The sequence below is a fragment of the Kitasatospora sp. NPDC088264 genome, assembly GCF_040685715.1.
Taxonomy (GTDB): domain Bacteria; phylum Actinomycetota; class Actinomycetes; order Streptomycetales; family Streptomycetaceae; genus Kitasatospora.
The window spans coordinates 22,142-42,565 of the sequence record NZ_JBFBIR010000026.1; the positions used below are offsets into that span (position 1 = coordinate 22,142).

Sequence of the window (20,424 nt, forward strand, 5' to 3'; positions counted from 1 at the left end):
GACCGCCATGGGGTTCAGGGCCGCCGTGCGGCTCAGACCGCCATGAGGTAGCGCTGGAAACGGGGCATCAGGAACTCCAGGGCCCGGACCTCGACGGGCGTCAGCTCCGGGTGCCAGACGTCCCAGAGCAGGACGGCGCGCTGCTGGGTGCCCTTGTTCCAGGCCTCGTGGATGAAGCTGTCGTCGAAGAGGATCACCTTGCCCTCCTCCCAGCCCCGCTCGTCGTCGCCGACCTTGATGGCGCAGCCGGGCGGCACGATCAGCGGCAGGTGCGCGGTCAGCAGCAGGTTCACGCCGCCGGTGTGCGGGGTGATGTGCACGCCGGGGTTGAGGATGGTGAACATGCCGTCGCGCGGCCCGTGCGGGCTCGCCGAGACGGCGGCGTGGGTCTCGGGGCAGCGCTCCAGGACCTCGTCGCGCCAGCTGCCGTTGCGGTACAGCTGGTAGGTGTCCCAGCCCTGCCAGCCGAGCTCCTTGGTGTACAGGTCCTCGTACGGGGCGAAGCGGGCCTGCTCGGCGCGCAGCTCCAGGAACTCGGCCTTGATCCGGTCGTACGCCTCCTCCATCCGGGCCACCCAGGGCAGTTCGGCGGTGTCGTGCCAGGGCAGGGCGCTGATCCCGGGGAAGAACAGCCGGGTCGGCTCCTGGTCGTCGTGCAGGTACTCCGGGGCCTGTTCGCCGGTGAGGATGCGCAGGCACTCCTCGACCCGCTCCAGCCCCTCGGTGCCGAGGATGCCGTGCAGCTCCGTCATCACGCCCTGAACGTCCATGTCAGTCCCTCCCTGTCGGTGCGGTCCGGGTCGTCGGCCCGGCCGGTGTGTGCTGGTCGGCGGCCGGGCCCTCGGCCCGGTCCCGGGCCTCGCGGCGGGCCCTGGCGCGGGCCCGGACGGCGCTCTGGCGGCGTTCGCCGCGCGGCTCGGCGGTCTCGGCGGCGGCCCGGCCGTCCGGGGCGGCGCCCTCGGTGAGGCCGGCCGCGAACTCGGCGATGGTGGGCCGCCCGAAGACGTCCACCAGCCGGACCGGCCGCTCCAGGCGGCGGGCCAGCTCCAGCTGGAGCCGGGCGGCCAGCAGCGAGTCGCCGCCGGCCTCGAAGAAGTTGGTGTGCCGGCCGACCGGGCCGCCGCCCAGCAACTGGCGCCAGGCGTCGGCGACGAGCTGCTCGACCCCGGCCAGCGGGGCGGCGTCGGCGGGCCGGGCGGCGGCCCCGGGCAGCGGCAGCCGGGCCCGGTCCCGCTTGTTGGTGCGCGTCCTGGGCAGCGCGTCCAGCAGCAGCACGGTGTCCGGCACGACCGCCGCCGGGAGCCGCTCGGCCAGGTGCGCCCGCAGCTCGGCGCCGGTGACCCCGGGCGCCGCGACCGCGTAGCCGACCAGTCGGCGGGCCCCGCCCTGGCCGTGCGCGGCGGCGGCCGCTTCGCGGACCCCGGGGTGCAGCTCCAGCAGCGCCTCGATCTCCTCCAGCTCGATCCGGTTGCCGCGGATCTTCAGCTGGCTGCCGATCCGGCCGACGAACGCCAGCTCGCCGTCCGGGAGGCGGCGGCCCAGGTCCCCGGTGCGGTACAGCCGGCCCCCGGCCTGCCAGGGGTCGGCGACGTACGCCCGGGCGCTCTCCTCGGGCCTGCGGTGGTACGAGCCGGCCAGGAAGTCGCTGCGCAGGTGGATCTCGCCGACCACGCCGACCGGGCAGAGCCGGCCCCGGCGGTCCAGGACCACCGCCTCGCGGCCCGGGATCGGGCTGCCGATCGGTACCCCGGCCGGGAACTCCTCGCCCGGCGCCAGCTCGCGGTGCGTCGCCAGCACGCACTCGGTGGGCCCGTAGAGGTTGTGCAGCCGCGGCCGGTCGGGACGGTGCGCCCAGGCGGCGGCCAGGGCCACCGGGAGCACCTCGCCGGCCATCAGCACGTGGGCGAGGTCCGGCAGGTGCGATCCGGTGGCGTCCAGCGCCTCGGTGACCAGTTGGAAGAAGGCCGGGACGGTCTGGATCTGGGTGATCCGCTCGGCCCGCAGCCACCCGGCCACCGCGAGCGGGTCGCGGCGCAGCCCCTGCGGCGGCAGGCAGAGCACCGCGCCCGAGCAGAGCGCGGCGAACACCTCGGTGTACGCGGCGTCGTAGGTGAACGGGGCCCACTGGGCGATCCGGCTGTCCGACCGGATGCCGAAGTGCTCGCGCTGCCAGTGGGCGAACTGGGCGAGCGCCGCGTGCGGCAGGGCGATGCCCTTGGGCGTGCCGGTGGAGCCGGAGGTGTAGACCAGGCAGAGCGGGTCGCCGGGGCCGGCGGGTGAGGCGGCCGGGGCGGGGCCCGCGGGCTCGTCGGCGGCCGGCACCCGCGGGTCGACGGCCTCGACCGGGATACCGGCGAAGTGCCCGACGCCTTCCCGCAGTTCGGGGTGCAGGGCGAGCGTGCTCTCGGCGGCCAGCAGGCACACCGGTTCGGCGTCGGCCAGCAGCGCGGTCAGGCGGGCGTCCGGGTCGGCCGGGTCGAGCACCGCGAAGGCGGCCCCGGTCTTGGCGACGCCGAGGATCGCGGCGCTCTGCACCGGGCCGGCGGGCAGCAGCACCGAGACGAACCGGCCGGGGGCGGCGCCGCGCTCCAGCAGCCGGGACGCGATCCGGTCGCTCCAGACGTCGAGCTGCCGGTAGCCGACCGTCACGCCCTCGGCCCGGATCGCGGGGGCGTCCGGACGGGCGGTGGCCCGGGCCCGGAACAGCTCGGACACCGAGACGGCGTGCCCGGCGCGCGCCTCGCCCGCGGGGCGGGCCGGGCGCGGGGCGGGCAGAGCGGGGTCGGTGAGCTCGACGGCGTCGAGGGGGGCCTGCGGCGAGGCCAGGGCGGCCCGCAGCAGGACGTGGAAGTGCCGGGCGAAGCGGTCCGCGAACTGCGGGCCGAAGCGGTCCGTGGCGTACTCCAGGGCGCCGGCGATCCGGTCGGCGCGCTCGTCCAGGGCCAGGGTCAGGTCGTACTTGGCCGCCCCGGTGGGGACCTGGCGCAGCACGCCGGCGGCCGCGCCCAGCCGGACGTCGGCCGGCGGCGCGTCCTGGAACACCAGCGAGGCCTGGACCAGGGTCGGGCGGCCCGGGTCGCGGGGCAGGCCGAGGCCGGCCACCAGCCGGTCGAAGGCGACCAGCGGACGGCCGAGGTCGCCCGCCAGCGCCCGCCCGGTGCGGGCGGCGAGCTCGGCGAAGGACGGCGCCCCGGCCAGGTCCACGCGCACCGGCAGGGTGTTGGCCAACGAGCCGACCAGCGACTCCAGTTCGGGCCGGTCGCGGTTGGCGACGGGCACGCCCACCAGCACGTCGTCGCTGCCCGCGTAGCGGCCCAGCAGCGCCGCGTACACGGCGAGCAGCAGGGTGAAGGGCGTGGTGCGCAGCCGGGCGGCGCCCTCGCGCAGCGCGGCCGTCAGCTCCGGGGCGAGCGCCACCGGCAGGGTCTCGCCGGCTCCCGTCGGCCGCGCCCGGGTCGGTGCGTCGGCGGGCAGGTCGAGCACGCCGGGGTGCCCGTCGAGCCGCTTCAGCCAGTACTCCAGGTGTTCCTGGCGCAGCCTCAGGCCCGCCTCGTCGGCGCAGTCGGCCGCGTAGCCGGCGAAGTCCAGGTCGAGCGCGGGCGGCGGCTCGGCCAGCCCGAGGCGGGCGGCGTACAGCGCGGCCAGCTCGCGCACGGCCACGCCGATCGACCAGCCGTCGACCGCGAGGTGGTGCGCGGTGCACAGCAGCACCGAGCGCTCGGGGCCGGTGCGCACCAGGGTGAGCCGCAGCGGCGGCTCACCGGCCAGGTCGAAGGGGCGCACCGCCTCCGCCCGGGCCAGCTCGGGCACCTCCTCGGGCGCCGCGTCCAGGACGGCCAGGGCCGGTGCGGCGGGCGGCGCGAGGACCAGCACCGGGCCGTCCTCGCGCAGCTCGCAGCAGGCGGCGAGCACCGGGTGCCGGGCGGTCAGGTCGGCGAGTGCCCCGGTCAGGGCCGCCTCGTCCACCGGGCCGGTCAGGTCGAGCGCGGCGGGCAGGTGGTAGGCGGGCGAGTCGGGGGCCAGGCGGTGCAGCAGCCACAGCTGGCGCTGCTGGTCGGTCATCGGGACGGCGTCCGGGGCCGGCCCGGCCGTCCGGACGGCGGGCGCCGGGGCGGCGGGCCGCACCCGCGCCAGGGAGGCGGGGGTGGGGTCGGTGTAGAACTCGGCGAGCGAGGGCGCGGCGCCGAAGCGGGCCCGGACCCGGCCGAGCAGCCGGGTCGCGGCGATGGAGTTGCCGCCGGCGGCGAAGAAGTCGTCGGTGGTGCCGACCCGCTCGGGCGGCAGGCCCAGGACCTCCGCCCAGAGCGCGACGGCGGCCCGCTCGGCCTCGGTGACCGGTGCGCTGCGCCGGGCGGCGGTGAGCTCCCCGGCGCGCAGCAGCAGCGCCGGCCGGTCCACCTTGCCGCTGGTGTTGAGCGGCAGCGCGGGCAGCGGGGCGATCACCCCGGGGACGGCGGCGGCGGGCAGCCGCTCGCGCAGGTGCCGGCGCAGGCGGTCGGGCAGCCCGTCGTCCCCGGTGCGGGCGGTGACGAAGGCGACCAGCCGGGGCCCGGCGGGCTGCCCCCGGTCCACGACCACCGCCGCCTGGCGGACCTCGGGGTGGGCGGCGAGCAGGGACTCCACCTCGCCGACCTCGATGCGGTGACCGAGGATCTTCACCTGCTGGTCGGCCCGGCCGAGCACGACGATCCGGCCGTCCGGCAGGTGGCGGGCCAGGTCGCCGGTGCGGTAGACGGTGCCGCCGGCCGGGTCGACCGGGTCGGCCACGAAGGCGGCGGCGGTCAGCTCCGGGCGGTTGCGGTACCCGGCGCTCACGCCGGCCCCGCCGATCACCAGCTCGCCGACGGCCCCGCGCGGCACCGGCCGCAGCCGCCGGTCCAGGACGTAGCAGACGGTGCCGGCCACCGGGCGCCCCACCGTGACGCCCTCGCCGGGCAGCACCCGCCCGACGGTGGACCAGATGGTCGTCTCGGTCGGCCCGTACAGGTTCCACAGCCCGGCGCAGCGAGCCAGCAGCCGATCCGCGAGGTCGGCGTCCAGGGCCTCGCCGCCGCACAGCGCCCGCAGTCCGGGCCGGCCCGCCCAGCCGCCGTCCAGCAGCCCGCGCCAGAGCGAGGGCGTGGCCTGCATGACGGTGGCGCCGCTGCGCTCCAGCAGCGCGCCCAGCGCCTCGGCGTCGCGGACGCTCTCGCGCGGGGCGACCACGACCCGGCCGCCGGCCAGCAGCGGGGCGAACAGCTCCAGGACGGAGATGTCGAAGGTGATCGAGGTGACGGCGAGCAGGGTGTCGTCGGCCCGCAGTCCCGGCTCGGCGCGGACCACGCTGTGCAGCAGGTTGGCGACGCAGCCGTGCGGCACCGCCACGCCCTTGGGCAGCCCGGTGGAGCCCGAGGTGTACATCAGGTACGCGAGGTCCTCGGGGCCGGCGCCGGGCAGCGGCTGCCCGGTCCCGGCGTCCGGGCCCTCGTCGAGCAGCGCGGCCGGGTCGGCGGCGGGCAGCCCCTCGGCGGGGTCGCCGATCAGCAGGCGGGCGCCGCTGTCGGCGAGCACGTGCTCGGCCCGCGCGGCGGGCATGGCCTCGTCCAGCGGGACCAGCACGGCCCCGGCCCGCCAGATGCCGACGATCAGCGGCACCAGCTGCGCGCCGCGCTCGACGCGCAGGGCCACCCGGTCGCCGGGCGCCACGCCGTACCGGGCCACCAGCCGGCGGGCGACCAGGTCGGCGGCCGCGTCGGCCGCGGCCCGGTTGAACGCGCGGCCGGGTGACTCGACGGCCGGTGCGGCGCCGTCCTGCCGGGCGAGTTCGCGCAGCGCCTCGGGCACGGTGGCCCAGGCGCGCTCGGCGTCGGGCGCCCGGTTGAAGTCCACCAGGACGCGCCGGCGCCGGCCTTCGGAGAGCACCGGAAGCTCGGCCAGCGGCCGGTCCGGGTCGGCTGCGGCGGCCTCCAGCAGGCACAGCAGCGAGTCCGCGAAGTCGGCCGCCGTCTCGGGGGCGAGCAGCGCCGTGCGGTACTCCAGCGTCGCGTCCAGCGCGCCCGAGGGGCGCGGGCGCAGGAAGAAGGTCAGGTCGTACTTGGCCGTGCCGCTGTGCGAGGGCGCCGGGGCGGTGGTGACGCCGGGCAGCTCCAGGGTGGTGGTGGGGCCGCTGTGGAAGGAGTACATCAGCTGGAACAGCGGCGTGCGCCCGCCCGCGGCCCGGCCCAGCCGCTCCAGGACCAGGTCGAAGGGGGTGTCGCGGTGGCGCAGGTCGGCCTTCAGGTGCCGGCGGGTGCGGGCCAGGGCCTGCCGGAAGCTCGGCTCGCCGCCGAGGTCGCTGCGGTGGGCGACGAGGTTGAGCAGCGGTCCGACGACGCCGGCCAGCGCGGTGCGGCCGCGGGTCGCCACCGGCATGCCGACCACCAGGTCGTCCTGGCCCGTCCAGCGGGCGGCGGTGGCGCAGAAGGCGGTGAGCAGCACGGTGGACAGGCTGGCCAGTTCGCCCCGGCCGAAGGCGCTGAGCCGGGCGGCCAGGTCGGCGGGGACGGTGAAGTGGTGCAGCGCGCCGGCCGCCGGGTCGCCGCCGGGGCCGACGTCGGACGGCAGGTCGGCGGTGGGCAGTTCGCCGCCCAGCCGGGTCTGCCAGTGATCGATTCCGCCGGCGTGGCTGGTGTCGCTGTCGTCGCCGCGCTGCCAGGCGGCGAAGTCGCCGAAGTCGGGTCCGGCGGCCGGTTCCTGGGCCGGGTCCGGGTCCGGGGCCTCGCCGCCGAGTTCGGCGGCGTAGCAGGCGGCCAGCGACTCCAGGAAGACGCCGAAGCCCCAGGCGTCGACCACGATGTGGTGGGCGGTGAACAGCAGCAGCGAGCGGTCCCCGCCCAGCAGGAACAGCTGGGTGCGCATCAGCGGGGGCCGGGCCAGGTCGAAGGGCACGGCCACGGCGCGGGCGGTGAGCTCGGCGAGCCGGTCCGCGCGCTCGCCCTCGGGGACGCCGGTCAGGTCGACGGTCTCGACGGCGGGGCGGACCCGGTCGGCGAACAGCTGCCACGGCTCGCCCGCCCCGTCGGCGGTGACGGCGCAGCGCACCACCTCGTGCCGCCGGGCGACGGCGGCCAGCGCCCGTTCCAGGGCGGCCACGTCCAGCGGGCCGCTGACGTGGAAGGCGGCGCTCTCGTTGTGCAGGGCGGTGCCGGGCAGCACCTGCTCGGCCCGCCAGATGGACCGCTGGGCGTAGGACAGCGGCGCGCGGGCGCGGTCGCCGCGCAGCGGCAGGGAGGTGTCGCGGCTCATCGGCGGCCGCCCTCCGGCGAGGCGTCCGCGCGGCCGGCGGCGACGGCCGCGGCCAGCCCGGCGACGGTCGGGTCGCCGACGTACACCCGCAGCGGCACCTCGACGCCGAAGCGGGTGCGCAGCCCGTCCAGCAGGCGGGCGATGCCCAGCGAGTCCCCGCCGAGCAGGGCGAAGTCGTCGTGCCGGCCGACGGCGGGCACGTGCAGCAGCTCGCGCCACAGCTCGGCGATGCCGGCCTCCAGGCCGTCCAGCGGCTGTTCGCCGGTGCGCCCGGCCAGGGCGGCGGCCGGGCTGGGCAGCGCCCGCCGGTCGGCCTTGCCGCTGAGGGTGCGCGGGATCGCGGCGAGCCGCAGGTACAGGGCGGGGCGGGCGGGGGCGGGCAGGCCCTCGGCGGCGTGCGCGCGCAGTTCCTCGTCGGTGGCGCCGTCGGCGACCAGGTAGGCGCAGAGCACCGGTTCGCCGTCGGCCTCCTCGACCAGGGCGGCGCAGACGTCCGCCACCGCGGGGTGGCGGCGCAGCAGGTCCTCGATCTCGCCGAGTTCGACCCGGGCGCCGTTCACCTTGACCTGCTGGTCGCGGCGGCCCAGGACCTCCAGGGTGCCGTCGGCGCCGAGGCGGCCGAGGTCGCCGGTGCGGTACCGGTCCGGTGCGACGAAGCCGCCGGCCGCGTCGCCCAGGTAGCCGCGCAGCGGGAACGGGGTGTGGATCTCGATCTCGCCGATCGCGTCCACCACCGGGCGTCCGCCGAACAGCACCGCGATCTCGACCCCGGGCATCGGCCGGCCGGCCGGGACGGTCTCGGCCTCGGCGTCCTCGGCGGTGAGCCGGCGGAAGACCTTGGTCATGGTGGTCTCGGACGGCCCGTAGAGGTTGACCAGTTCCTTGCCGTCCCCGAACAGGCCCCGCCACCAGGCGATGTCGGCGGGGCGGACCGGCTCCCCGGCCATCAGCACGCTGCGCAGCCGCGGCAGGGAGTCGGCGGCCAGCCCGGCGGCGCGCAGGGTGCGGAACACGGTGGGCACGCAGTGCAGCAGGTCGACCTGCTGCTCGGTCAGCCAGCGGGCCAGGGCCGCGCCGACGGGGATGGCGCCGGGCGCCGGGAGCACGGCGGTGCCGCCGGCGCACAGCGGGACGAGGGCGTCGCGCAGGAAGGCGTCGAAGCCGGGGGAGGTGAGCATGGAGATCCGGGTGCCCGGGTCGATGCCGAACTCGGCGATCTCCCAGTCCAGGAAGTGCGCGACCGCCTCGAAGCTGCCCCGGATGCCCTTGGGGCGGCCGGTGGTGCCCGAGGTGAAGTAGACGTAGCCGGCGTCGGGGCCGCTGATGCCGGTCCAGTCGTCGGCCGCCCAGGGCAGCGGGGTGATCGACTCGGCGGCGAGCAGCGGCAGTTCGCCCTGTCCGGCGACGGCCAGGTGCTGCCCGGCGACGGTCGGGCCCGGCCCGGCGGCGGCCAGCGCGGAGCGGCCGGCGGCGTCGGCGAGCACGGTGCCCGGCCGGAGGTCCTCCAGCAGGGCCGTCCAGCGGGCGGCGGGCTGGCGGGTGTCCACCGGGGCGAACGGGCGGCCGGTGGCGGCGCAGGCGAGGATCGCCGCGACCACCGGGACGGGGTCCGCGCAGGCAACCAGGACCGGGCCGGTGCCGGTGGCGAGGCGGTCGCGCAGGCCGGCGGCCAGCCCGGCCAGCTCCTGGTGGCTCCAGACCCGCTCGGCGGTGGCGAGGGCGGGGGCGGCGGCTCGGCGCTCGACCTGGTCGGCCCAGCGGTCGAGGATGCTCGTGTGGCTCACAACTCTCCGTTCATGATCCGGTGGGCCACGACCGTCAGCGGGTCGAGGGAGGGCAGGGCCTCGCTCAGACCGGCGTCCTCGATCGCCCTGGTGACCAGGTGCAGCTCGGTGCAGGCGGCGACGAAGGCCCGCACGCCGTAGCGGGGCAGGGTCTCGCGCAGGAAGTCGATGGTGCGGGCCGGGTCCTCGCCGCGCTTGAGGCGGTGGATCTCCCGGTGCAGCGCCTCCTGGTCCGGTGGGCGCAGCGCCACCAGCTGGCCAGCGGCCCGGGCCCCGGCGGCGCCCGAGGTGAGGATGCCGGCCCGGGCGGTGCCGGAGGAGCAGAGCAGCAGGTGCGGTTCGCCGGCCGCGGCCAGTTCCTCGTGCACCACGTCGACCAGCGAGACGCAGCGCGCCGCGAGGTCGGCCGGCAGGTCGCCGAGCACGTGGTGGGCGGTGATGCAGGCGATCACCACGCGTTCCGCGCCGGCGGCCAGCAGGCCGCGCAGCGAGGACTCCACGGCGCGGCGCAGCTCGTCGAGTTCGCCGCTGCCGATGGCCTCGGTGCGGTCCACCACGGCCGGGTCGGACCAGAGCAGCACCCGCGGGGTGTCCTGCTCGGGGTGGAGCCGGCAGGCCCGGTAGACGGTGCGCAGAAGTTCGACGGAGGCCAGCGGGCCCATGCCGCCGACCACCCCGACCAGCGGGTGGCGCGGGCGGGTGCCGGGGTCGGCGATCGGCCCGGCGGCTGTGGCGGTCATCCCAGGCACGGCAGATCGAACTCCTCGACGAAGAGGGCGAAGGTCGCGACGAGCATCAGGTAGTCGGTGTCCAGGTGGGCGTGCACCTGCTGGCCGTCGCCGCGCTGACGCTGCGTCAGGGCGGCGACGGTGTCCGGGTCGAAGTAGCCCTGGCGGCGGACGGTCGCGGGGGAGACCAGCTCCTCGAACCAGTCGGCGCCGGTGCTCAGCAGGTGGCTGCTGGTCTGGCCGCGGAATCCGTACTTCTGCCGGCTGAGCACCTCGCCGGGCACCAGCCCCTCGGCCGCCCGGCGCAGCACGGCCTTCTCCCGGCCGTGGGCGAGCATCAACTCCGGTGGCAGCGTGGTGGCGTGGTCGACCACCGCGTTCGCCAGGAAGGGGAAGCGCAGCTCGACGCCGTTGGCCAGGGCCATCCGGTCGCCGTGGTCGCCGAGCAGGTGGTCGGCGAGCCGCAGGTGGTAGTCGAGGTAGGAGCGCTGGTGCAGCGGGTGGCGCCCGGACAGCCGCTCGGGGTCGACCAGGCGCTGGTTGGTGACGGAGAACTCGTCCAGCCCGTAAGCCAGGTCCTCGGCGTACAGCTCGCGGCGGAACTCCTGGGCGGGCAGCTGGTCCTGCTCGTAGCCGAGGTCGACGCCCCACATCCGTTCGCGGATCTCGCGCTCCAGCCGGGCGTCCAGGCCGGTGAGCCGGCTGCCGCCGAGCCCGGTGGCGTCGAAGCGGTAGCCGGGGTAGCCGCCGAACAGCTCGTCGGCGCCCTCGCCGCTGAGCGCGCCGACCGTCCCGGCGGCGCGGACGGCCTCGGACAGCGCCAGCGAGCAGACGTTGTACGACTCGCGCACGGGTGCCTCGGCGTGGCGCACCATCGCGGTGATCCGCTCGGCCACCTCGTGCTCGCCGACCGGGACTTCGTGGTGCTCGGTGCCCAGCTTGGCGGCGACCAGCCGCTGGTGCGGGCCCTCGTCGAAGTCGCGGCCGGGGAAGGTGACGGAGAAGCTGGGCCAGGCGTGGCCGGGCCGGGCCCGGGCCATCAGGGCGCCGATCAGGCTGGAGTCGAGGCCGCCGCTGAGGTACATGCCGATCGGCACGTCCGCGAGCAGCCGGCTGCGCACGGCCCCGTCGAGCAGTTCGGCGGTGCGGTGGGCGTACCGCTCCAGCTCCCGGTCCAGGGCCTCGGGGGCCACCGGGTCGAGGTCGGCGGCGAGCGGGAAGTCGAGGTCCCAGTACCGTTCGGTGCGCACGCCGGAGCGGTCGGCGATCAGCCGCTCGCCGGGGCGCAGGGCGCTGATGCCCTCGAACATGGTGCGCGGGCTGACCAGTCCGGGCAGCGTCAGCACCTGGTCGAGGCCGCGCAGGTCGACCCGGGCGCTGACGGCCGGGTGGCGCAGGATCGCCTTGATCTCGGAGGCGAAGATCAGCTGGCCGTCGGCGACGGTGTAGAAGAGCGGGACGATGCCGGCCCGGTCGCGGGCGAGCAGCAGCCGCTGTGCGGTCCCGTCGTGCAGCGCGAAGCCGAACTGGCCGTCCAGGTGGGCCGTCAGGTCCTCGCCGTACTCGCGGTACAGGTGGAGCAGCACCTCGGTGTCGTTCTCGGTGCGGAACCGGTGGCCGCGGCGGCTCAGCGCGGTGCGCAGCTCGCGGTGGTTGTAGATCTCGCCGTTGCAGACCGAGACCAGGGTGCCGTCCTCGGTGCGGTGCGGCTGGTTGCCGCCGGCGAGGTCGTTCAGGGCCAGCCGGCGAAAGCCCAGGCACAGGCCGTCCGTGGCGTAGTGGCCGTCGTCGTCGGGGCCGCGGTGCACCAGGCACGCCGTCATCTCCCGGACCACGGCGGCATCGGCCGGGCGACCGCCGCCCAGGACGAATACGCCGGTTATTCCGCACATTCTGTCCGCCCTCTCCCGTCGTGCGTTCGGAACTCGTCGTCGGAACTCGTCGTCGGAACTCGCCGATCGAAATACTCTGGAAATATCCGAAAGAAACCCGGACGAGGAGCACCGTAACAGAGCTCGGTGTTCCGGGAAAGACTCAAGATCCTTATGCGCCAACCAACTATTTCAGGGCACAACTGAGCTGCGGCATCGCCCGGTTAGACCTTCTCGGGGCATGCCGGAATACGGGCTGGACCAACCCGTGAATTACCGCATAAAGTCGTGTGGGAGGCCTGTTCAGGCTTCGCGTAATTGACTGGGGAAGAAAAAGGAGCAGCGATGACCGGTTCGTCCGCCGTACAGCACGACGAGGTGGCCCGATGGACGCCGTGGCACCGGGACGCCGCGCCGAACGGGCGGTCCGGGCCCGTGCGCGTCTACTGCCTGCCGCACGCCGGCGGCTCCGCGAGCGCCTACCTGCCGTGGGCCCGGTCCGGCGAGCAGCCGGGCCTGACGATCGTTCCGGTGGAACTGGCGGGCCGGGGCACCCGCCTCGCCGAGCCGCCGTCGGCCGTCATGGACGAGGTCGTCGACGGCCTGCTCGCCCTGCTGGCGAGCCGCCCGGCGGACGAACCGTTCATCCTCTTCGGCCACAGCATGGGCGCCCGGATCGCCTACGAGACGACCCGCCGGCTCGCCGCCGAGGCGCTGCCGCTGCCGCTGTCCCTCGTGGTCTCCGGCGGCCGGGCCCCCGGCACGCCGGACGTCACCCGGCTGCACGGACTCACCGACGACGAACTCCTGGAGCGCATCGTCGGCCTCGGCGGGACCCCGGCCGAGGTGCTGGAGTTCGCCGACCTGATGCAGATGATCCTGCCGGTGCTCCGGGCCGACGTCACCCTGCTGGGCGAGTACAACGACCGGATCCGGCCGACCGTGCTGCCCTGCCCGGTGCTGGCGCTCGGCGGCGCCGACGACCTGATGGCCGGACCGGAGTGGATCACCGGCTGGCGGTCCACCACGGCGGCCGGCTTCCGCCACCGCATCCTGCCGGGCGACCACTTCTTCCTGCACCAGCAGCGGGCCGAGGTGCTCGCGGAGCTCGCGGCGCAGGCCCGGGCGTGCCTGGACACCGCGGACGGCCCCCAGGAGGGCCGGGCGCCGGGCGCCTGACCCCGGCCGCCCGGTTCCGTACGACGGGGCCGGGCGGCGGGTGGCGGTCCGTCCGGAACGCTCCGGACGGACCGTCATCGCCGGCCCTCGTCGGCCCGTCGCAGGACGGCGGCGACGACCCGGGCGATCTCGTCGATCGGCCCGGCGTCGGCGAGGTCCAGGTGCCGGGCGGCGAGCGGGTGGTCGGCCACCGGCCCGGTGGTGTGGGCCGACCAGACGGCCACCGTCTGCTGCGGCCGGTGGTCGCCGGTCGCGGTGAAGGTGGTCAGCGGCGCGTCGAGCACCCCCGGGGTCCACGCCGCCATCAGCCCGGCGTGGTAGCGGCAGGAGTCGAGGAACACCGCCAGCTCGTCCTCGTCGCGCGGCGCGGCCTCGCGCAGCGCCACGGCCAGCCGGTCGAGGAGCTCCGAGGGCTTGGGCCGCCACTGCTGCGCCAGGACGGCCGCCACCTCGGCGGCGGGCGCGCCCGTCGCCGTCAGCAGCTCGGCCAGCACGGCGGTGTCGGTGACCTCCCCGGCGTCCGGCGGCGCCGGATGGCTGTCCAGCAGCGCGACCAGGTCGACCTGCTCGCCCTGCTCGCGCAGCAGCACGCCGATCTGGTGCGCGACCAGCCCGCCGAAGGACCAGCCGAGCACCCGGTAGGGGCCGTGCGGCTGGACGGCGCGCATCCGCGCCAGGTACTCCCGCGCCAGGCCGTCCACGTCGGCCGGCCGCTCCCCGCCGCCGACCGGGCCGATGCCCTGGAAGGCGTAGACCGGCTGGTCCGGGTCGAGCCCGCGCAGCAGGCCGATGAAGCCGAGGCCGTCGCCCGTCACCGGATGGACGCAGAACAGCGGTGCCCGGCCGCCCGCGGCCCGCAGCGCCAGCAGCGGTTCGAAGGGGGCGTCGGCGCGCCCGGGCCGCTGCCCGGTCAGCCGCTGCGCCAGCGCGGCCGGGGTCGGCGCCTCGAACAGCGTCTTCACGGGCAGGTCGACGCCGAACTCCGCGTGGATGCGCTCGACCAGCCGGATCAGCAGCAGTGAGTGGCCGCCGAGCAGGAAGAAGTCGTCCTCCGGGCCGACCGCGGGCACGCCCAGCAGCTCGGCGAAGACCGCGACCAGCGTGCGTTCGGCCGGCGTGCGCGGCTCCCGGGCCCGGCTCTCGACGTGGGTCTGCGGCTCGGGCAGCGCCCGGCGGTCCAGCTTGCCGTTGGCCGTCACCGGGAGCGCGCCGAGCAGCGCGTAGGCGGTGGGCACCATGTGGTCGGGCAGGTGGCCGCGCAGGTGGGCGCGCAGCGCGGCGGCCGTGGGCGGCTGCGCGGCGCCGTCCGGCACCACGTACGCGACCAGCCGTACGGCGCCGGCCCGGTCCTCGCGCACGGCGACGGCGCAGGCCGTGACCGCCGGGTGCTCGCCGAGCCGGGTCTCGATCTCGCCGAGCTCGATCCGGTGGCCGCGCAGCTTCACCTGGCTGTCCACCCGGCCCAGGTACTCCACCACGCCGTCGGGGCGGTGGCGGGCCAGGTCGCCCGTGCGGTACATCCGGGTGCCCGGCGCGCCGTGCGGGTCCGCGACGAAGCGCTCGGCGGTGAGCGCCGAGCGGCCGAGGTAGCCGTACGCGAGCTGCTCGCCGGTCAGGTAGAACTCGCCCGGCACGCCCGGCGGGACGGGGTTGAGGGCGGTGTCCAGGACGTAGCCGCCGGAGTTCCAGACCGGCCGCCCGATCGGCACCGGGTGCGCCTGCTCGTCCGCCGGGCCGCACTCCCAGGCCGTCACCTCCACGGTGGCCTCGGTGGGCCCGTAGAGGTTGTCCAGCCGGACGCCCGGGAGCACCTGCCGGAACCGGCGCACGGTGGCCGCGGGCAGCGCCTCGCCGCTGGCCACGACCAGGCGCAGCCCGGTGCACTCGGCGGCCCGCGGGTGCTGGAGGAAGACGTCCAGCATGGACGGCACGAACTGGGCGACGCTCACGCCCTCGCGCTGGATCAGCTCTGCCAGGTAGGCCGGGTCGCGGTGCCCGTCGGGCTTCGCCAGCACCAGGGTGGCGCCGGTGATCAGCGGCCAGAAGAACTCCCACAGCGAGATGTCGAAGCTGGCCGAGGTCTTCTGCAGCACGCCGTCCCGGGCGCCGAGCCGGTACTCCTCCTGGCCCCAGCGCAGCCGGTTGGCGATGGCGTGGTGCGGGACGAGCACGCCCTTCGGCCGCCCGGTCGAGCCCGAGGTGTAGATCACGTAGGCCGGGTCCCGGGGGCCGGGGGCGGTCGGCGTGACGCCCTCGGGCGCCGGCAGGTCCTCCGGTGACAGGCACGGCACGCCCTCGGCGGGGCGCAGCGCGGAGGCCTGCTCCGGGGCGGCGATCACCGCGGCCGGGCGGGCGTCCGCCAGCATGTACGCGAGCCGGTCGGCCGGGTAGTCCGGGTCCAGCGGGAGGTAGGCGCCGCCGGCGCGGTGGACGGCGCACAGCGCCACCACGAGCTCCACCGAGCGGGGCACGGCCACCGCGACCCGGCTGCCCGGGCGGACGCCGACCGCGGCGAGCCGGCGGGCCAGCGCGTCGATCCGGCGGTCCAGCTCGGCCGGGCCGAGTTCCCGGCCTTCGAACACCAGGGCGGGGGTGTCGGACGGCGCGGCGAGCCCTGCCGACACCAGGGCGGCCAGCGTGGTCGGCGCCAGCTCCCGCCGCTCGCCGGCGGAGCGCTCCAGCAGCCGAGGCCGCTCGCCCTCGGCGGACAGTTCGAGCCGGGAGATCGGCCGCTCGGGGTCGGCCGCGGCCGCGCCGAGCAGCCGCGTCAGGTAGCCGGCGATCGCCTCGACCGTGGCCCGGTCGAACAGGTCGGCGCGGTACTCGACGGCGCCGGTCAGCTCGTCGTCCGGGCCGGCGGGCGTGCCCAGGGTGACGGTGAGGTCGAACTTGGCCGGCGCCGGGCCGGCGGTGAGCAACTCGCTGTCGAGGCCGGGGATCTCCACGGCGGCGCCCGCCTGCTCCATCACCAGGGCGACCTGGAAGAGCGGGTGGCGGCCGGGGGAGCGCTCCGGGTTGACCAGCTCGACGATCCGCTCGAACGGCAGGTCCTGGTGGGCGTAGGCGGCGAGGTCGGCGTCCTTGACGCGGCGCAGCAGCTCCCGGAAGCCCGGGTCCCCGTCGGTGTCGGTGCGCAGCACCAGCGTGTTGACGAAGAAGCCGACCAGGTCGTCCAGGGCCTCGTCGGTGCGCCCGGCGATCGGGGTGCCGATCGGCAGGTCGGTGCCCGCGCCGAGGCGGGTGAGCAGCGCCGCCAGACCGGCCTGGACGGCCATGAAGAGGCTGGCGCCGTCGGCCCGGGCGAGCTCCGCCAGGGCGCGGTGGTCCGCGCCGCTCAGCCGCAGCGGCACCCGGCCGGCCTCCTGGCCGGTCTCGGCGGTGCGCCGCCGGTCCACCGGCAGCGCGATCTCCTCGGGCAGGCCGGCCAGCGCCCCGCTCCAGTACTGCCACTGCCGGGCGGCGGTGCTGCCCGGGTCCTCGTCGTCCCCGAGCAGGGTGAGCTGCCACTGGGTGTAGTCGGCGTACTGGACGGGCAGGGCGGTCCACTCGGGGGCCCGGCCGGCCGTCCGGGCCTGGTAGGCGGCGCCCAGGTCGCGGGCGAGCGGGCCCATCGACCAGCCGTCGCAGGCGATGTGGTGGACCGTCAGCAGCAGGACGTGCCGCTCGGGGGCGAGGGCGAAGAGGTGGGCGCGCAGCGGTGGCTCCGACGCGAGGTCGAAGGGCTGGGCGGCGGCGGTGCGCAGGGCCTCGGCCAGGCCCTCCTCGGTCACCGTGGCGGCGCCGGAGTGCCGTAGCAGCGGCGGGAGTTGCTCCGGGGCGAGGATCCGCTGGTGGGGAGCCGCGTCCTCGCCGCGGGGGAGCGGGAAGACGGTGCGCAGGGCCTCGTGGCGCGCGGCGCAGTCGTGCAGCGCGGCGGCGAGGGCGTCCCGGTCCAGGGCGCCGGTCAGGCGCAGGGCCAGCGGGATGTGGTACGCGTCGCTGTGCGGGTCCAGCTGCTGGAGGAACCAGAGCCGGCGCTGGGCGTGCGAGAGCGGGATCCGCTCGGGGCGGGCGGCGGCCGTCAGCGCCGGGCGACATCGCCCGGCGTCCACCGCGCGGGCGAGCCCGGCGGCCGTCGGGCTCTCGAAGACCGCCCGGATGGGCAGTTCGGCACCCAGGGCGGTGCGCACCCGGCTGACCAGCCGGGTGGCGAGCAGGGAGTGGCCGCCGAGCGCGAAGAAGTCGTCGTCGGGGCCGACCTCGGCCACGCCGAGGACCTCGGCGAGCAGCGCGCACAGCGCGGCCTCGCGGGCGTCCCGGGGGGCCCGGGAGCGGCCGGTGGCGGCCCGCAGCCCGGGCTCGGGAAGAGCGGAACCGTCCAGCTTCCCGCTGGAGTTGAGCGGGAGCCGGGCCAGGACGGCGTAGGCCGCCGGGATCATGTAGTCGGGCAGCTGCCCGGCCAGCAGCTCGCGCACCTCGGCGAGGTCGGGGGCGTTCCCGTCCTCGGTCACCAGGTAGGCGGCGAGGTGGCGCTCCTCGGCGCCGGCGCCCCGGGCCAGGACGGCGGCCTGCACGATCGCGGGGTGGCGCAGCAGCACCGCCTCGATCTCGCCGGGCTCGATCCGGAAGCCGCGGATCTTGATCTGCCCGTCGGCCCGGCCGAGGTACTCCACCTGGCCGTCGCGGCGCATCCGGGCGAGGTCGCCGGTGCGGTACATCCGGGCGCCGGGCGGGCCGTACGGGTCGGCGACGAAGCGCTCGGCGGTCAGGGCGGGGCGGCGCAGGTAGCCGCGGGCCAGGTGCGGCCCGGACAGGTAGAGCTCGCCGGGCACGCCGAGCGGGACGGGGCGCAGCAGGTCGTCCAGCAGGTACGCCCGGGTGTTGTCGAGCGGGCGGCCGATGACGGGGGTGCGGCTGTCCGCCAGGGAGCAGGCGAGCGCGTCGACGGTGCACTCGGTCGGGCCGTAGTAGTTGAACACCGCGACGTCCGGCAGGGCGGAGAGTTCGGTCCACAGCGCCGGCCCGACGGCCTCGCCGCCCAGCATCAGCACGGCCGGGCGGTGGTGGCCCTCGGCGAAGAGGCCGGCGGCGGTGAGCGCCGGGACGTACGTCGGGGTGAGGTCCAGGAAGTCGAGGCGCTCCCGGCGGACGTAGCCGACCAGGGCCTGCGGGTCGAGCCGGACCTCGTCGCTCAGCAGGTGCAGCGGGTGGCCCTCCAGCAGCCAGAACAGCGGCTCCCAGGCGGTGTCGAAGGTGATCGAGGCGACCAGGCCGAGCTGGAGCCGCCGGCCCTGCGGGCCGCCGGACGGGCGGACCATGCGGGTGCGGTGGTGGTGCATCAGGCTGCTGAGGCCGCCGTGCGGGATCACCACGCCCTTGGGCACGCCGGTCGAGCCGGAGGTGTGGATGACGTAGGCCGGGTCGTCCGGGCCGGTGGGGCCGGTGCGGTCGGCGTCCGTCAGGTTCCCGCCGGGGTGGGCGGCGACGGCGGCCCGCGCCCCGGGCTCGTCCAGCACCAGGACGGGCGCGCCGTCCGGCAGCCGGCCGGCGTCGGCGGCCGTGGCGAGCACGCAGACCGGGGCGGCGTCGGCGAGGATGCCGGCCAGCCGCTCGCGCGGCATGGCGGGGCTGACCGGTACGTAGGCGGCGCCCGACTTGATGACGGCGAGCAGCGCGATCAGCAGGTCGGTGGTGCGCGGCAGCGCCAGGACGACGTAGCGCTCGGGGCCGGCCCCGCGCCGCACGAGCTCCCGGGCGAGCCGGTTGGCGCGCTCGTTGACCTCGGCGAAGGTGAACCGGCCGTCCTCGGCGACGAGGGCCGTGACCTCGCCCTCCAGGGCGGCGCGCTCCTCGAAGGCGCCGTGGTACGTCACCGCGGGGGCGCCGTGCTGGGTCGCGGTGAGGGCGCCGTCGTGCGTCATCGTGGCGGTACCGTCGTGCGGCACCGCGGGGGCGTCGTCGTGCGGCACCGCGGGGAAGGGCAGGGCGGGCCCGTGGGCGCGCTCGAACAGGTCGAGCCGCTCCTCGGCGCCGAGCAGGTCGTACTCGCCGATCCGCTGGTCCGGGTCGGCGGCGGCCGCGGCGAGCAGCCGGCCGAGCCGGGCGGTCAGGGCCTCGGCGCCCGCGCGGGTGAACAGGTCGGTGCTGTACTCGACGAAGCAGCCGAGCCCGGCCGGGGCGCCGTCGGCGTCGTGCACCTCGCGCATGTTGAAGGACAGGTCGAACTTCGCTCCGCCCGGGCCCGCCTCGGCGATCTCGGTCTCGATGCCGGGCAGCGCGAGGGAGGCCTCGGGGGTGTTCTGGAAGGCCAGCATCACCTGGAACAGCGGGTGCCAGCCCAGCGAGCGGTGCGGGTTGAGCGCGGTGATCAGCCGCTCGAACGGGAACTCCTGGTGGGCGAAGCCCTGGAGGTCGGTGCGGCGCACCCGCTTGAGCAGCTCGCGGAAGGTCGGGTCACCGGAGGTGTCCAGGCGCAGGACCAGCGGGTTGACGAAGTAGCCGACCACGTCGTCGTAGCGCTCGTCGGTGCGGCCCGCGATCGGGCTGGCGATCGGGATGTCCGTACCGGCCCCCGACCGGGTCAGCACCGTCGCCAGCGCCGCCTGGAGCACCATGAACATGCTGACCCGGCAGGAGCGGGACAGCGCCAGCAGCTCGCGGTGCAGCTCGGCCGGGAGGTCCCACGGGAAGTACTCGCCCCGGTGCGACATCGCGGCGGGGCGGGGGTGGTCGGTGGGCAGCTCCAGGAAGTCCGGCAGGCCCGCCAACGCCTGGCGCCAGTAGGCGAGTTGCCGCCCGCCCTGGCCCTGCGGGTCGTCCAGGTCGCCGAGGTTCGCGTGCTGGCGCACGGCGTACTCGGCGTACGTGCCGGGCAGCGGGGACCAGACGGGCGCCCGGCCCTGGCTGCGGGCCAGGTAGGCGGTGCTCAGGTCGCGGGCCAGCGGGGCCAGCGACCAGCCGTCGCCGGCGATGTGGTGCAGCACCATGAGCACCACGTGCTGCTGCGGGCCGAGCACGAACAGGTGCACCCGCAGCGGGGCCTCGGCCTCCAGGTCGAAGACGTGCCCGGCCCCGGCCTCGATCAGGGCGGGCAGCTCCTCCTCGGTGACGGGCACCACGGTGAGGACCGGCGGCAGCTCGGCCATCGCCAGCACGTGCTGGCGCGGCACGCCGTCGCGCTCGGGGAAGACGGTACGCAGGGCCGCGTGCCGCTCCACCACGTCGGCGAGGGCGCACCGCAGCGCCTCGTGGTCGACCGGGCCGGTCAGCCGCAGCGCCACCGGGACGTTGTACGAGGCGTCGCCGCCTTGGAGGCGGTCGTTGAACCAGAGCGCCAACTGTGCGTACGACAGCGGTGTCTCCGCGGGCAGGCTGTGTTCGCCCAGCACGGGGCATCCCTCCAGGTGGAACCGCCCCGCCGGCCGGGTGGGTCGGGCGGGCCGGACGGTGGTTTCCGGTGGCTCTTGGCCGTTGTGGGCCCCGGCCGTGGTGAGCCGTGGTGAGTTGCGGCCACGGTGAGTCGCGGGGCGTCGTGGGCCCCGGGGCCGTCGGGGGCCGCGGCCGTGGTGAGTTCAGGCCGTGGCGAGCCCCGCCGTTGTGATGAGCGGGCCGTGGTGATGA

General features: G+C 76.5%; 7 protein-coding genes. 1 reads left to right on the plus strand and 6 read right to left on the minus strand.

Features of this window, described 5'->3' with window-relative positions:
* Nucleotides 1–32: 32 nt before the first annotated feature.
* The 5 genes from AB0O82_RS20995 to asnB are packed head-to-tail and all read right to left on the minus strand — an operon-like array spanning nucleotide 33 to nucleotide 11,667.
* A complete protein-coding gene (locus tag AB0O82_RS20995; RefSeq protein WP_331744769.1) occupies nucleotides 33–770 on the minus strand; it encodes an aspartyl/asparaginyl beta-hydroxylase domain-containing protein in 738 nt (245 codons plus the stop codon).
* Between the two features lies 1 nt (nucleotide 771).
* Nucleotides 772–7,263, minus strand: a complete 6,492-nt coding sequence (locus AB0O82_RS21000; protein WP_363585486.1) for an amino acid adenylation domain-containing protein — start codon at nucleotides 7,261–7,263, stop codon at nucleotides 772–774.
* On the minus strand, nucleotides 7,260–9,047 hold the full coding sequence (locus AB0O82_RS21005; RefSeq protein ID WP_363585487.1) for a non-ribosomal peptide synthetase: 1,788 nt from the start codon (nucleotides 9,045–9,047) through the stop codon (nucleotides 7,260–7,262). Before AB0O82_RS21005 ends, AB0O82_RS21000 begins: the two co-directional genes overlap by 4 nt.
* Complete coding sequence (locus AB0O82_RS21010) at nucleotides 9,044–9,787, minus strand: aspartate/glutamate racemase family protein (RefSeq protein ID WP_331745473.1); 744 nt, start codon at nucleotides 9,785–9,787, stop codon at nucleotides 9,044–9,046. The genes AB0O82_RS21005 and AB0O82_RS21010 overlap by 4 nt, the downstream gene beginning before the upstream one ends.
* Nucleotides 9,784–11,667, minus strand: a complete 1,884-nt coding sequence (gene asnB / locus AB0O82_RS21015) for an asparagine synthase (glutamine-hydrolyzing) (RefSeq protein ID WP_363585488.1) — start codon at nucleotides 11,665–11,667, stop codon at nucleotides 9,784–9,786. Before asnB ends, AB0O82_RS21010 begins: the two co-directional genes overlap by 4 nt.
* A 324-nt stretch (nucleotides 11,668–11,991) precedes the next feature.
* On the opposite strand from asnB, the gene AB0O82_RS21020 reads away from it, so the two are divergent.
* Entirely contained in the window at nucleotides 11,992–12,825 is an 834-nt protein-coding gene (locus tag AB0O82_RS21020) for an alpha/beta fold hydrolase (RefSeq protein ID WP_363585489.1), read from the plus strand.
* A 74-nt stretch (nucleotides 12,826–12,899) separates the two neighbouring features.
* On the opposite strand, the gene AB0O82_RS21025 is transcribed toward AB0O82_RS21020, so the two are convergent.
* Nucleotides 12,900–20,192 carry an amino acid adenylation domain-containing protein gene (locus AB0O82_RS21025; RefSeq protein WP_363585490.1) on the minus strand — a complete coding sequence of 2,431 codons (7,293 nt, stop codon included), beginning with the start codon at nucleotides 20,190–20,192 and terminating at the stop codon, nucleotides 12,900–12,902.
* Between the last annotated feature and the right edge of the window lie 232 nt (nucleotides 20,193–20,424).

Excerpts from the sequence above, each read along its gene's own strand:
- AB0O82_RS20995 (WP_331744769.1), bottom strand. The coding sequence starts at position 770 with ATGGACGTTCAGGGCGTGATGACGGAGCTGCACGGCATCCTCGGCACC.
- AB0O82_RS21010 (WP_331745473.1), bottom strand. The coding sequence starts at position 9,787 with ATGACCGCCACAGCCGCCGGGCCGATCGCCGACCCCGGCACCCGCCCG.
- AB0O82_RS21020 (WP_363585489.1), top strand. The coding sequence starts at position 11,992 with ATGACCGGTTCGTCCGCCGTACAGCACGACGAGGTGGCCCGATGGACG.
- AB0O82_RS21000 (WP_363585486.1), bottom strand. The coding sequence starts at position 7,263 with ATGAGCCGCGACACCTCCCTGCCGCTGCGCGGCGACCGCGCCCGCGCG.
- asnB (WP_363585488.1), bottom strand. The coding sequence starts at position 11,667 with ATGTGCGGAATAACCGGCGTATTCGTCCTGGGCGGCGGTCGCCCGGCC.